The sequence below is a fragment of the Streptomyces rectiviolaceus genome (assembly GCF_039533825.1).
Classification (GTDB): Bacteria; Actinomycetota; Actinomycetes; order Streptomycetales; family Streptomycetaceae; genus Streptomyces; species Streptomyces rectiviolaceus.
Map to the genome: position 1 here is coordinate 46179 of NZ_BAAAUG010000183.1, position 13301 is coordinate 59479.

The following is a 13301-nucleotide window of genomic DNA, read 5'->3' on the forward strand; positions in this document are numbered from 1 at the left end:
CATGGCCCCGGCGTCACAGTCACGAGTGCTGACGAACCAAGGGGGACCATCATGGGGATCCGGAAGATACGGCGGGGGTTGGTCGCCGCCGCTGTGGCGACTGGGCTGTTGCTCACCGGCTGCAGCGGCGGAGGGGGCAACGCCCGTGACGCCTCAGGCGCGGACAAGAGCCGCAGGGGCGGTGGCTCCGCGACCGGGCCGTTGCCCGCGCCCGCTGCCCCCTCGGCGCCCGGCGAGCAACAGGACGGCAAGGAGCGCGGCTTCGCGCCGCCACCCGACTACCTCTCCACCTTCGCCCTGGACGTGGACACCGCCTCCTACGGCTTCGCCCGTCGTACTCTCGCCGAAGGGCGCCTCCCGGACCCGGCGACCGTGCGGCCCGAGGAGTTCGTGAACAGTTTCCGGCAGGACTATCCCCGGCCCGAGGGCGACGGTTTCTCGGTGAGTGTGGATGGTGGGCGCACTGACGCTGAGGGCTGGTCCCTGATGCGGGTGGGGCTCGCGACCCGCGCGGACCCGGAGGGTGAACGCCCGCCCGCCGCCCTCACCTTCGTGATCGACGTCTCGGGTTCGATGGCGGAGCCCGGCCGCCTCGACCTGGTCAAGGAATCGCTCGCGATCATGACCGACAAGCTGCGCGACGACGACTCCATCGCGCTCGTCACCTTCAGCGACAGCGCGAAGACGGTGCTGCCGATGACCCGCATCGGGGATCACCGTGACAAGGTGCACTCGGCCGTCACCGCCATGGAGCCGACCCAGTCCACCAACCTCGAGGCCGGGATCCGGACCGGATACGACACCGCCGTACGCGGCCAGCGTGAAGGAGCCACCAACCGCGTCGTGCTCCTCTCCGACGCCCTCGCCAATACCGGGGAGACCAGCGCCGACGGCATCCTGGAGCGCATCTCCGACGCCCGCCGCGAACACGGCATCACCCTCTTCGGGGTGGGCGTCGGCAGCGACTACGGGGACGCGTTGATGGAACGCCTCGCCGACAAGGGAGACGGCCACACCACCTACGTGTCGGACAGCGAGGAGGCCCGGAAGGTCTTCTGCGAGCAGCTCCCGGCCCACATCGAACTGCGCGCCCGCGACGCGAAGGCACAGGTCGCCTTCGACCCGCAGACCGTCAAGCAGTTCCGGCTCATCGGCTACGACAACCGCGCGGTCGCCGACGACGACTTCCGTGACGACAGTGTGGACGGGGGAGAGGTCGGTCCCGGACACACCGTGACCGCGCTGTATGCCGTCCGGATGAGGCCCGGCGCGAGCGGGCACGTGGCGACCGCCAACGTCCGCTGGCTCGACCCCGACAACCGTGTCCCGCACGAGAAGTCGAACCAGATCGAGTCGGGGGACTTGGACGGCGGCCTGTGGAACGCGGATCGCGGGCTGCGGACCGCGGCAGTGGCCGCGTACTTCGCGGACGCGCTGCGGCAAGGGTCCTCCGCGCGGACCGAGCCCGGCGACCCCGCCGTGCGGCCCGACACCGGCACGACGACGACCACCGCCCCCGAGCCGATGTCCACCAGCGACTCCTCCACCAGCGACTACTCCACCTGGCAGCCCCTCCCCGGCGCGCCCTCACTGCCCGAACTGGCCAGGCGCACCGAGGAGTTGGGGGAGGGTAGCGAAGACGCTGCCCTGCGTGACCTCGCCACTGCCGTCCGCCAGGCGGACCGCCTCACAGGAGGCAGCGGCGAAGACAGCGGCGGAGGCAGTGGAGACGGGGAGATCAAGCCCGGCTGAGCGCCCGTAGCCGGTAGGCGTACGTGTAGGTCCGCCCGGAGTGCAGCAGATACGCCTCCAGCGGAGGCGCGCCCCAGGAGTCGTTTCCGCCGACGCCCATCTGCCGGTGGTTGACCCCGAGGATCGTCTCGTCGCGCCGCTTCACCTCGTACGGGTGCTTCGGTCCGTCCAGGTCGGACGGCGTGTGGTGCAGCGCGCTGGTCTCCAGGAGCGGCTCACCGTCGGCCGGGTCGGCGAGCACGGTCAGGCCGTCGCCCGCCCGGTCGGCGAGCGAAAGGTTCCGTACGTCCGTCATGTTGCCGGTCTGCTGCGGACGGACGTACGGAGCGACCTGGTCGTCCACCGTCGAGCGGTAACGGCCCACGAACGCCGACGACTTGCGGTCCTGGTAGTTCTCGTGCGGCCCTCGCCCGTACCAGTCGATCCGCTCGAAACCGGCGGGCGCGGTCAGGAGCGCGCCCACCACGGGCAGATCGGGCAGGCCCGCCGCCGCCTTCAGGGTGTGCCTGACCCGCACCTCGCCGTCGCCGCGCACCGTGAACACCGTGTGCCAGGCGGACGGCGACGGCGAGGTCGGCAGCGTGGCGGTCACCTCGATCGTGACCTCACCGGGCGACGGCTGCGCGGCCTTGACCTCGGTGACCTTCGCCTTGGCGCCCGCGTCACGCCAAGTGGCCGCCTCCTCGTGGTACTTGCGGCCGATGTCGTTGTCGGTGGGACCGCGCCAGAAGTTGGGCACAGGGCCGCCCGCCAGGAGCAGCTTCCCCTTGACCTTGTACGAGGAGAGCGTGCCGGACGCCTTGGACAGGACGACCTCGACCTCGCGGCCGGTGACCATCACTTCGGTGCCGCTCTCGGAGAGTTCGAGGGCGGGCAGCGTCCCGGGAGCCGGGTCGGCGGGCGTGGGGACGCGCCAGTCCATGGGGAGCTGCTCGGCGGCGACGATGTGCCCCGCCGGGGCCCAACGGGTCTTGTCGCGCAGGGCGAAGGTGACGTCGAGCCAGTACTCGGCGCCGGGTTCGAGGGTGCCCGGCTTCTTGTACGGGAGGCGCACGGCCCTGGAGGTGCCGGGCGCCACATCGGGCGCGCGGAGCGTGCCGTGCTGGACCCTCTCGCCGTTCCGCGTCACGCTCCAGCGCAGCTCGTACGCGTCAAGGCCGCTGAAGAGGTGCTTGTTGCGCACCTTGACGGTCCCCGCCCCGAGGTCATCGGCGGTGACGGACAGCGGCTGGTAGACCTTCTTGATCTCCATGAGGCCGGGGTGGGGCGAACGGGTCGACGCCACAAGGCCGTTGCAGCTGAAGTTGCCGTCCGTCGGATAGCCGGGGTGCCAGTCTCCGCCGTACGACAGATAGCTGTGCTTGGCGTCGCCGGGGATGGGACGGCGGATGTTCTGGTCGACCCAGTCCCAGACGAAACCGCCGTGCAGATTCGGGTACTTCTCGAAGATCTCCCAGTACTCGGGGAGGTTGCCGTTGCTGTTGCCCATCGCGTGCGTGTACTCGCAGAGCATGTACGGCTTGGGGTTGGCGGACTTGCCGTACTTCTCGACGTCCGCGGGCTTCGTGTACATCTCGCTGTGCACGTCGGCGACGGAGTTCATGCCTTCGTAGTGCACGGGCCGGGAGTCGTCGCGGGCGCGCACCCAGTCAGCCATCGTCTTGAAGTTGTCGCCGTCGCCGGCCTCGTTGCCCAGTGACCAGGCCACCACGCACGCGTGGTTCTTGTCGCGCTCGACCATCGAGCGGATGCGGTCCACACAGGCGTCGGTCCACTCGGGCAGCGAGGCGGGGAGCCGGTCGCGCACGCCGTGCGTCTCCAGGTTGGTCTCGTCGATGGCGTACAGGCCGTACTCGTCGCACAGCTCCAGCCAGCGCGGGTGGTTGGGGTAGTGCGAGGTGCGTACGGCGTTGATGTTGTGCCGCTTCATCAGCAGGACGTCCTCGACCATGACCGACTCGGGGACGGCCTGCCCGTGCTCGGGCGTCGACTCGTGCCGGTTGGTGCCGTGGAACATGACGTGCTTGCCGTTGACCGTCCACTTGCCAGGACCGAAATCGACCTGGCGGAAGCCGACGCGGGTGCGCTGGATGTCGGTGCTGCGGCCCTTGCCGTCGGTGAGGGTGACGACGAGGGTGTAGAGATTCGGGTCCTCGGCGGACCAGAGGTCGGGCGCCTTGACGTCGGCCTTCAGGGTGAGCGGCTCGTCGAAGACGGGCTCGCCGGTCAGCGGCCTGCGCAGGACCGGACGGCCCTTCGCGTCGTAGAGCTGGGCCTCGACGCGGCGTTCACCCTTGGCCGCCTTGCCGGTCCGGTCGCGTACGACGGTGGTGACGGACAGCGTCGCGTCGCGGAACGCCGAGTCCAGATCCGTCCGTACGAAGAGGTCGTGGACGTGCACGAGGGGGATCGCGTAGAGATACACGTCCCGGAAGATCCCGGACAGGTCGATCATGTCCTGGTCCTCCAGCCAGCTGCCGTCGGACCAGCGGTAGACCTCCACCGAGAGGGAGTTGGCGCCGGGGCGGAGGTAGGGGCTGATGTCGAACTCGGCCGGGGTGTAGCTGTCCTCGCTGTAGCCGACCTTCTTGCCGTTGACCCAGACGAAGAAGGCCGACTTCACACCCTGGAAGGAGATCAGCGTGCGCCGCCCGGACCAGTCGTCCGGGACGGTGAAGGTGCGGCGGTAGGAGCCGACGGGGTTGAAGTCCTTGGGTACGTCGGGGAAGTCGGGCTTCTCGTAGCCCTCCCACGGATACTTGATGTTGAGGTAGATCGGCTCCGGATAGCCCTCGATCTCCCAGTTGGAGGGCACGGGGATGTGGTCCCAGCCGCTGACGTCGTAGTCGTCAGCCTCGAATCCGGTGGGCCGCTGCTCGGGGTTCCTCGACCAGTGGAAGCGCCACTTGCCGTTCAGGGAGCGGTGGTACGGCGACTTGGTGAGCTCGCCGCGCAGGGCGTCGGCGGTGGAGGCGTACGGGACGAGTCTGGTCCTCGCCGGTTCTCTGTTGACCTGGAACACGCGCGGGTTCGCGTTCCACTCGGGGGCCTTTCCCCCTGCCGCTCCCTCCGCCGCGAATGCCTGCTTCTGCGCGGCGAACGCGGCCCAGCCGACCAGTGCGGTGCCGGTGGCGAGGAACGACCGGCGGCTCGGCAGATGTGCGCTCATGCTGCAACTCCGAACGTAAGGCAACAAGAACCGCCAGCATCAGACGTGATCGCTCAACATTCAAGACCCATGGATGCAGCGGAAGTTGACGTTCGACGGGCCGCACAGGACCGGCGTGATCCAGCCGCCGACCGCCCTCCCCGGCTAGCCGCCGCAGAGCTTTCGCTCGGCCCGCACCGGATCGTTCGGGAAGCGGAACGACGTCCGCTCCCACACCCCGGTGACGTTGCGCAGGAACCGCCCCGGCGTCATCGGATCCCGCGTCGCCGCCCGCAGCTCGGCCAGCGGCCCGCAGCCGAGCGCCCGCCGGGCGGCGGCGACACCCGCCGGGTCGAGGCCTTCGGGGANNNCGGTAGAGGCCTTCGGGGAGGGGCCCGCGGCCGCGGTCGGCGAAGATCCAGGTGTCCGGGAGCCGCTTGTCGTGGCCCACTCGGCCGTTGATGCGCTCGGAGTGGGCGGCCAGCGGGTAGGCGAGGCCGATCGGGTCGAGGGCGGCGCCGTCCAGGGGAACCACCGTGCCGCTGAAGCCGAGCGTGCTGTAGACGCCGGTGACGGTGGGGGTGTTGGCGGTGGCCGGGGTCCTTGCGAGGAACAGGCTCGGCGTGCCCGCGCGATCGGCTTCGCGTACGAGACGTGCGTACGCGACGTTGCTCGGGTAGCCCGCGAAGTCGTGGTGGAGGGGGTGGGGGGCCGCGTTCTGCTGGACGTACACACCGCGCTCGTCCGCGACGCCACCGGGACCGATCCGCCCCTCGTACGGGATCCGCAGCCAGCTCGCGCAGGTCAGGGCCCAGATCCCGACGCCCACCGCGGCGATGGTCCACGCGCGCGTGACGGGCACCAGGAAGACCGGCAGGACCATGAGAAGGAGACCCGGCAGGAACATCCGGCCGTGCATGAAGTCGCCACCCACCTTGATGACGTAGACCCAGCACAGGAGCCCCGCGACGACGGGAGCGAGCGCGGGGACGAGGGAAGCGGCGTCCCGTCGGATCGCCGTCGCGGGCAGCAGGGCCGCGAGCAGGAACAGCGCGGGCACCCAGAGGAGATAGGGCCCCGCGAAGTCCGCGAGGTAGCCGAACCCGCGCCCCCACAGGCTCTGCGACGCCTCCTTGGTCACGCCGGGCAGCGGCATCAGCTGTCCGTAGTACCCGACCCGGAAGATCTCGTACGCGACCGGCAGCGCGAGGGCGGCCCCGAGCCCGCCGATGGCGCTCCGGCGCGAGGGCCGCGCCATCAGCCACTGCGCGCCGAGGAAGACGGCGGACACGAGCGCCAGGTCGGGCCGTACGAGGGGGCCGAGTCCGATGACCACGCAGGTGGCGAGCGAATGCGCCCGCGTGACGAGCAGCAGCCAGGCCCCCGCGATCCAGCAGGTGGCGAGGCCGGTCTCCAGGCCGGAGGTGGCGAAGTCCCAGACGGGCGGCAGAGCGAGCAGGACGAGGCAGCCGAGGGGGAGGGCGGCCTTGTCCGCGTACAGCCGCAGCGCCCCGAGCGAGGCGAACGCGAACCCGGCGGCGGTCAGCAGCAGCCCGCCGTACATCGCGGCCCTCGCGATGTCGATGCCCGGCAGCCCCGCGAGCACGAGCAGCCACTGCCAGAGGGTGCCGGTGGAGGACTCGGCGCGCTCGCCCGCGTTGAAGACGGGGCCGTTGCCGGCCAGGATCTGGCGGACCGTACGGACGTAGATGTGCCCGTCGTCGGACATCCACCGACGCTGGAACCCGGCGAACGCGATGACGCAGGCCGGCAGCAGACACAGGACGCCGCGCCGGAGACCGCGCGTGGCGTCGCGTCTGCTGTTGAGCAGCCCGAGGACGGCGTCGGGCTCGCGGAGGGAGAGTTGCGTCGACGTCATGATCTTTTATCGGCGCCGGTCAGCGGCGGCTTAAGGGATTCAGCCCGTCCGGCGATTCAGCCCGTCCGGCGATCGAGGACGAACTCGGCGAAGCCGGTGACCTGCGGTGCGCACGGCTTCTGGCCTGCGGCCTGCGGCCCTGCGGCCTGCGACCTGCCCCGCTCAGCGAATCTGCCGACCGGAAATCGCCCTCGCGATCACGAGACGCTGGATCTCACTCGTCCCCTCGAAAATCGTGTAGATCTTCGCGTCCCGGTACATCCGCTCCACCGGATGCTCCCGGCTGTACCCGGCACCCCCCAGCACCTGCACCGCCTTCTCGGTCGCCGAAACAGCCAGCTCCCCGGCCCGCAGCTTGGACATCGAGCCCTGCCCCGCGTCGAACGCCTTGTCGTTCCGCGCCATCCACGACGCCTGCCAGATCAGCAGCCGCACCGCCTCGATCTCGGTCCGCAGATCGGCGAGCGCGAAGGCGATGGACTGGTTCTCGATGATGGGGCGGCCGAAGGCGACCCGGGAGCCCGCGTAGTCGAGCGCGTACTCGTACGCGGCCCGCGCGATGCCGAGGGCCTGCGCCCCCACCGTCGGGCGGCTCACCTCGAAGGTCGCCATGGCGGCCTGCCCGCGGCCTCCCGAACCCGCCTTCGTCCCTTCCCGCGCGCGGGCGAGCCGGGCGTCGAGCCGCTCCTTGCCGCCGAGCAGGCAGTGCCCCGGCACGCGTACGTCGTCCAGGAACACATCCGCGGTGTGCGAGGCCCGCAGCCCCAACTTCTTTATCTTCTTGGCGCCTTCGAGGCCCCGCGTGCCGGGCGGCACGATGAACGCGGCCTGCCCCCGCGAGCCAAGGGCGGGATCGACGGACGCGACGACCACGTGGACCTCGGCGATGCCGCCGTTCGTGATCCACGCCTTCTGGCCCGACAGGGTCCACTCGTCGCGTGCCTCGTCGTACGTCGCGCGCGTGCGCATCGCCGACACGTCCGAGCCGGCGTCGGGCTCGGAGACGCAGAACGCCGCGACCTTGGGATCGTCCTCGTCGCCGAAGCACTGCGGCACCCACTCGGCGAGCTGGTCGGGGGTGCCCGCCGAGAAGATCCCGGCCACCGCGAGCGACGTGCCGAACAGGGCCATCCCGATGCCCGCGTCGCCCCAGAACAGCTCCTCGTTGGCGATCTGCAGCGAGATGCCGCTGGGGTCGCCGAACAGATCGGCCAGGGACTCGAATCCGTACAGGCCGATCTTGGCGGCCTCCTGGATGACGGGCCAGGGCGTCTCCTCGCGCTCGTCCCACTCGGCGGCCGCGGGCCGCACCACATCGGCCGCGAAGCCGTGCACCCAGCCGCGCAGGTCCCGCTGTTCCTCGGTCAGTTCGAACGAGAAGGCCATGGCGTGTTCCCTTCCGGAAGTCGGTGTGAGGGGTCGTGTCGGTTCAGGCCTTCGGGATGTCGAAATAGCGGGTCAGACCCGCGGCGAACGCCACATCGCCCACGATCTTGAGCTTGCGCATCATGAACATCGTCACGGGGCTGGAGTTGCCGGAGACCAGCTTGAGGAACTCGGCGTCGGCCATGACGAGCGTGACGCGCGGCTCGGCGTCCGACCGGCCCTCGCGGACGGTGCAGGTGCCCTCCGAGATCTCCGTCTCGTAGACCGCCTCGTCGACTCCCGTGATCTTCCAGCGGATCAGGGCCTCGACGGTGCCCGCGGCCTCCGGCTTGAACTGCCGGCCCATCCGCCCGAACACCTCTTGCAGGACGCGGGCGCGCAGCTCCGCGTCCTGGGCGATCTCGGTGATCTCCTTGCCGGACAGGCCCTTCACGATCTTCGCGAACTCCTCGGGGGTGACGCTCGCGAAGTCGAGGCCGGCCAGGCCGTCAGCGCCGCCGATGCCGTCCGTCATGGCAATCTCCTTACTCAACAGTAAACTTACTACGGGGTAAGGTAGCCCCGAGTCTGGGAGGCTGCAAGGGTGACGGTCAACGGGAGAACTGAGGGACGGCGTCGGCGCGTTCCGCGCCAGGAGCGCGAGCAGCAGATCATCGATGTGGCGGTGACGGTCTTCGCCAAGCGCGGCTACCACGCCGCGTCCGTGGACGAGATCGCCGAACTGGCCGGGATCTCCAAGCCGATGGTCTATCTCTACCTGGACTCCAAGGAGGGGCTCTTCCTCGCCTGCCTGCGGCGCGAGGCCGACCGCCTGGTCGCCGCCTTCCAGGGCGCGGCGCAGGCCGGTGGCGGCGCACCCGAACTGCGCCTGCACGCGGGCCTCTCGGCGTTCTTCGCCTTCGTCGCCGAGCACCGCGACAGCTGGGTCGTCCTGCACCGCCAGGCCTCGGAGCTGAGCGAGGCGATCGCCTCCGCCGTGGCCGACGCGCGACGCGCGGTGATGGCTCAGGTCGCGGGCCTGGTCTGGGACGGCATCGCGGAGAGCGCCGGTGGCGCCCGACTCGACGATGAGGACGCCGACTTCGTCGCACACGCGCTGGTCGGTGCCGCGGACTCGCTCACGGACTGGATGAGCGGCCATCCCGGCCAGTCGCCGGAGGGTGTCACCCTGCGCCTGATGAACATGGTGTGGGTGGGGATGGGGCGGGTGCTCGAGGGGGAAGTCTGGGTGCCGGCCGAGAGGTCCGATCCGACGTGACGGCCGCTCGCTGATTTCTTCGCTGCCCGCCCCATTGAACTTTCCCTACGCTTGAGTAAGTTGACCTCCCAGTAAGTACGCACCGCATCACCTCTGCATGACCTCTGCACGTCAGCTGGTAGCCGGGAGCCGGGAGCCGTCATGGGCGTACGCAAGGATCTGAAACGGGCGCAACGCCACAGCGAGCTGGGCGAGCGCGCCGCGGTGGAGCTCGTCCGGGACGAGCGCGGAACCGTGCGCGAGGCGCGCACCGCCCGGCTCGCGGCGAAGGCCACAGCGGGCAGCACCGCCGACATTCCTTTCACCAACGCCGCCGAGGCGCCCGACGCGGTCGTCCTGCGCCGCAAGCAGGGCGGCCAGTGGCGTCAGGTCACCGCGGCGGCCTTCGCGCGCGAAGTCACCGCCACGGCCAAGGGTCTGATCGCCGCCGGGCTCGAGCCGGGCGGCCGGGTCGCGCTGATGTCCCGTACGCGGTACGAGTGGGCCGTACTGGACTTCGCGATCTGGGCGGCGGGCGGGCAGACCGTGCCCGTGTACGCGACGTCGGCCGCGGAGCAGATCGAGTGGATCGTGCGGGACTCCGGCGCGACGCTGCTGATCGCGGAGACGGCGGAGAACGTCGCGACGGCGGAAGCGGCGGTCGGGGACCTCGCCGAGCCACCGCGCGTCCTGTGCGTGGACGACGGCGCCCTGCTCGAACTCGCGGCTCAGGGCAAGGAGTTGTCCGACGAGGAAGTGACCAAGCGCAGGTCCGCACTCACCCCGGACTCCGTCGCCACCATCTGCTACACATCGGGCACGACCGGCAAGCCCAAGGGCTGCGTCCTCACCCACGGCAACCTGCACGCCGAGGCCGCGAACACGGTCGACCTGCTGCACCCCGTCTTCAAGGAGATCACGGGCCAGGTCGCCTCCACGCTGCTCTTCCTGCCGCTCGCCCACATCCTGGGCCGCACCATCCAGATCGCCTGCATGCTCGCCCGCATCGAGCTCGGCCACTGCCCGAGCATCAAGCCTGACGAGCTGAGGCCCGAACTGCGCGCGTTCAGGCCGACGTTCGTCGTCGGCGTCCCGTACCTCTTCGAGAAGATCCACGACACGGGGCGCGCGACCGCGGAGAAGATCGGGCGCGGGGCGTCCTTCGACCGGGCCGAGGGGATCGCGGTGCGGTTCGGAGAGGCGTATCTGAACAAGTTCCTCGACAAGCGCGGCCCCGGCCCCTCGGTCGGGCTCTACCTCGGCTGGGCGCTGTACGAACTGCTCGTCTACCGCCGGATCCGCAAGGAGGTCGGCGGCAGGCTGCGCTACGCGATCAGCGGTGGCTCGCCCCTCGACCGCCGCCTCAACCTGTTCTTCTACGCCGCCGGGATCATCATCTACGAGGGCTACGGCCTGACGGAGACCACGGCCGCCGCGACCATCACGCCGCCGCTGAAGCCCCGGCCCGGCACGGTGGGTCTTCCGGTGCCCGGCACCGCCGTACGCATCGCGGACGACGGCGAGGTGCTCATCAAGGGCGGCATCGTCTTCGGCTCGTACTGGAACAATCCGGCCGCGACGGACGCCGTGCTGCGGGACGAGTGGTTCGCGACCGGTGACCTGGGGGCGCTCGACGACGACGGCTACCTCACGATCACCGGGCGCAAGAAGGACATCATCGTCACGTCCGGGGGCAAGAACGTCTCCCCGGCGATCCTGGAGGACCGGCTGCGCGGCCGGGCCCTGGTCGGGCAGTGCATCGTCGTCGGCGACAACCGTTCGTACGTCGCCGCGCTCATCACGCTGGACCCGGAGGCCGTCGAGCACTGGCTCGCCGTGCGCAAGCGCCCCAAGGACACCCCGCTCGCCGAACTGTGCCGGGACCCGAAGATGACCGCGGAGATCCAGAAGGCCGTGGACTACGCCAACACGGCGGTCTCACGGGCCGAGTCGATCCGCAGGTTCTCCCTTGTGGAGGGCGAGTTCACCGAGGACAACGGGCTGCTCACGCCCTCACTGAAGATCAAGCGGCATGCGGTGGCGACGGCGTACGCGGGCGAGATCGAGGCGCTCTACGGTGAGTGAGGCGGTGGAGGCCTCGCAGGTGCCGTACGACTTCGACGTACTGGTGGTCGGCTCCGGATTCGGCGGGTCCGTGGCCGCCCTGCGCCTGACCGAGAAGGGCTACCGTGTCGGCGTCCTGGAGGCGGGGCGCCGCTTCACCCGCGATTCGCTGCCCAGCGACTCCTGGGACCTGAAGAACTACCTGTGGGCGCCGTCCCTGGGCCTCTACGGCATCCAGCGCATCCATCTCCTGCGCAACGTCATGGTGTTGGCGGGCGCGGGGGTGGGCGGCGGCTCGCTGAACTACGCGAACACCCTCTACGTACCGCCGCCCGCCTTCTTCCGGGACAAGCAGTGGGCGGGCATCACGGACGGGCAGGCGGAACTCGCCCCGTACTACGACCAGGCAAGGCGCATGCTCGGCGTACGCCAGAACCCGACCACGACGGAGGCGGACGAGCATCTGCGGGCGGCGGCGGACCGGATGGGCGTGGCGGACACCTTCCGGCTGACGCCCGTGGGGGTGTTCTTCGGCGACGGCGCGGACGCGGGGGGTTGTGGCGGTGCCGGTGGCGCCACCGGTTCCAGCTCTTCAACGGGCGGAGCACGTACGGAAGTTCCCGATCCGTACTTCGGCGGTGCCGGGCCCGCGCGGTCGGCCTGCACCGAGTGCGGGTCGTGCATGACGGGCTGCAAGGTCGGCGCCAAGAACACGCTCACCGAGAACTACCTGTACCTGGCCGAGCGGGCGGGCGCGGAGATCCGCGCGATGACGACGGTGGTGTCGGTGCGCGAGGTCGCCGGGGGCGGGCATGAGGTGGTGACCGTCCCTACCGACAAGCGCCGCATCGGCCGCAAGGGCCGCCTGGGCAGTAAGGGCCGCCGCACCGTCCTGCGTTCCCGCCACGTCGTCCTCGCGGCGGGAACGTACGGCACCCAGACCCTCCTGCACCGTATGAAGGACGAGGGAATCCTGCCGCGCCTTTCCGACCGGCTCGGCAGGCTCACCCGCACCAACTCGGAGGCCCTGGTGGGCGCGGTGACCTTCCCCCGCCGCTACCGCAAGAAGCGTGGCGCCGGCCGCCCCCTGGACTTCACCCGGGGCGTCGCCATCACGTCCTCCATCCACCCGAACCCCACCACCCACATCGAGAACGTCCGCTACGGCAAGGGCTCCAACCTGATGGCGCTGATCTGCGTCCCGCAGTACCGCCGGAACCTCCCCAAGCCGTTGGCCGCCGTGCTCGCCTTCCTCACCCACCCCGTGCTCGTGGCGCGCGTCGCGTCGACCCACCGCTGGTCGGAGCGCACGATCATCGGCCTCGTCATGCAGACCCACGACAACTCCCTCACCACCCGCCTGGGACGCCGCCGCCTGCTGACGGCCGAGCAGGGGCACGGCGCGCCCAACCCCGTGCACATCGCGGAGGGCTGGGAGGCGGCGGGCCTGGTCGCCGAGCGCATCAACGGCTTCGCGGGCACGAACCTGGGCGAGCTCCTCGGCAAACCGCTGACCGCACACTTCCTGGGCGGCTGCCCCATCGGCGACTCACCGGCCACGGGAGTGATCGACCCCTATCACCGCCTCTACGGCCACCCGGGCATCTCCGTGGTGGACGGCTCGGCGGTCTCCGCGAACCTGGGCGTGAACCCTTCGCTCACCATCACCGCACAGGCCGAGCGGGCGATGGCGCACTGGCCCAACAAGGGGGAGGCGGACGGGCGTCCGGAGCAGGGCACGGGGTACGCGCGCGTGCCTGCTGCCACGCCAAAGAAGCCAGCCGTCCCGAAGGGCGCTTACGGGGAGCTGCGACTGCCGGAGTAGCGATCAATCA

At 70.3% G+C, this 13301-nt stretch carries 7 protein-coding genes and 1 pseudogene; 4 read left to right on the forward strand and 4 right to left on the reverse strand.

What is annotated here, in order from left to right; genetic code table 11:
• Window positions 1-51 precede the first annotated feature (51 nt).
• Window positions 52-1752 (forward strand): vWA domain-containing protein, encoded by a 1701-nt coding sequence (locus ABD378_RS38430; protein ID WP_344529045.1) that lies wholly within the window; start codon window positions 52-54, stop codon window positions 1750-1752.
• Here ABD378_RS38430 and lacZ read toward each other — a convergent pair.
• The 4 genes and pseudogenes from lacZ to ABD378_RS38445 form a co-directional block, all read right to left on the reverse strand.
• A complete protein-coding gene (gene lacZ, locus ABD378_RS38435) occupies window positions 1739-4921 on the reverse strand; it encodes a beta-galactosidase, LacZ type (protein WP_344529047.1) in 3183 nt (1060 codons plus the stop codon). The two genes, ABD378_RS38430 and lacZ, sit on opposite strands and share 14 nt — an antisense overlap.
• Window positions 4922-5315: 394 nt before the next feature.
• Window positions 5316-6779 (reverse strand): annotated as a pseudogene (locus ABD378_RS44340) (arabinofuranosyltransferase AftB family protein); the annotation flags it as partial.
• A 162-nt stretch (window positions 6780-6941) separates the two neighbouring features.
• Window positions 6942-8165: an acyl-CoA dehydrogenase family protein gene (locus tag ABD378_RS38440; RefSeq protein WP_344529049.1), complete on the reverse strand. Its 1224-nt coding sequence runs from the start codon at window positions 8163-8165 to the stop codon at window positions 6942-6944.
• A 43-nt stretch (window positions 8166-8208) separates the two neighbouring features.
• Entirely contained in the window at window positions 8209-8679 is a 471-nt protein-coding gene (locus ABD378_RS38445; protein WP_344529051.1) for an SCP2 sterol-binding domain-containing protein, read from the reverse strand.
• Between the two features lie 69 nt (window positions 8680-8748).
• On the opposite strand from ABD378_RS38445, the gene ABD378_RS38450 reads away from it, so the two are divergent.
• The 3 genes from ABD378_RS38450 to ABD378_RS38460 all read left to right on the forward strand — a co-directional run bounded on the left by ABD378_RS38450 (window position 8749) and on the right by ABD378_RS38460 (window position 13291).
• The gene (locus ABD378_RS38450; RefSeq protein ID WP_344529053.1) at window positions 8749-9423 is read left to right on the forward strand and encodes a TetR/AcrR family transcriptional regulator; all 675 of its coding nucleotides are present in this window, start codon (window positions 8749-8751) and stop codon (window positions 9421-9423) included.
• A gap of 141 nt (window positions 9424-9564) precedes the next feature.
• Complete coding sequence (locus ABD378_RS38455; protein WP_344529055.1) at window positions 9565-11487, forward strand: AMP-dependent synthetase/ligase; 1923 nt, start codon at window positions 9565-9567, stop codon at window positions 11485-11487.
• The gene (locus ABD378_RS38460; RefSeq protein ID WP_425583956.1) at window positions 11435-13291 is read left to right on the forward strand and encodes a GMC oxidoreductase; all 1857 of its coding nucleotides are present in this window, start codon (window positions 11435-11437) and stop codon (window positions 13289-13291) included. Before ABD378_RS38455 ends, ABD378_RS38460 begins: the two co-directional genes overlap by 53 nt.
• Window positions 13292-13301: the final 10 nt, after the last annotated feature.

Excerpts from the sequence above, each read along its gene's own strand:
- ABD378_RS38430 (WP_344529045.1), top strand. The coding sequence starts at position 52 with ATGGGGATCCGGAAGATACGGCGGGGGTTGGTCGCCGCCGCTGTGGCG.
- lacZ (WP_344529047.1), bottom strand. The coding sequence starts at position 4,921 with ATGAGCGCACATCTGCCGAGCCGCCGGTCGTTCCTCGCCACCGGCACC.
- ABD378_RS38440 (WP_344529049.1), bottom strand. The coding sequence starts at position 8,165 with ATGGCCTTCTCGTTCGAACTGACCGAGGAACAGCGGGACCTGCGCGGC.
- ABD378_RS38445 (WP_344529051.1), bottom strand. The coding sequence starts at position 8,679 with ATGACGGACGGCATCGGCGGCGCTGACGGCCTGGCCGGCCTCGACTTC.
- ABD378_RS38455 (WP_344529055.1), top strand. The coding sequence starts at position 9,565 with ATGGGCGTACGCAAGGATCTGAAACGGGCGCAACGCCACAGCGAGCTG.
- ABD378_RS38460 (WP_425583956.1), top strand. The coding sequence starts at position 11,435 with ATGCGGTGGCGACGGCGTACGCGGGCGAGATCGAGGCGCTCTACGGTG.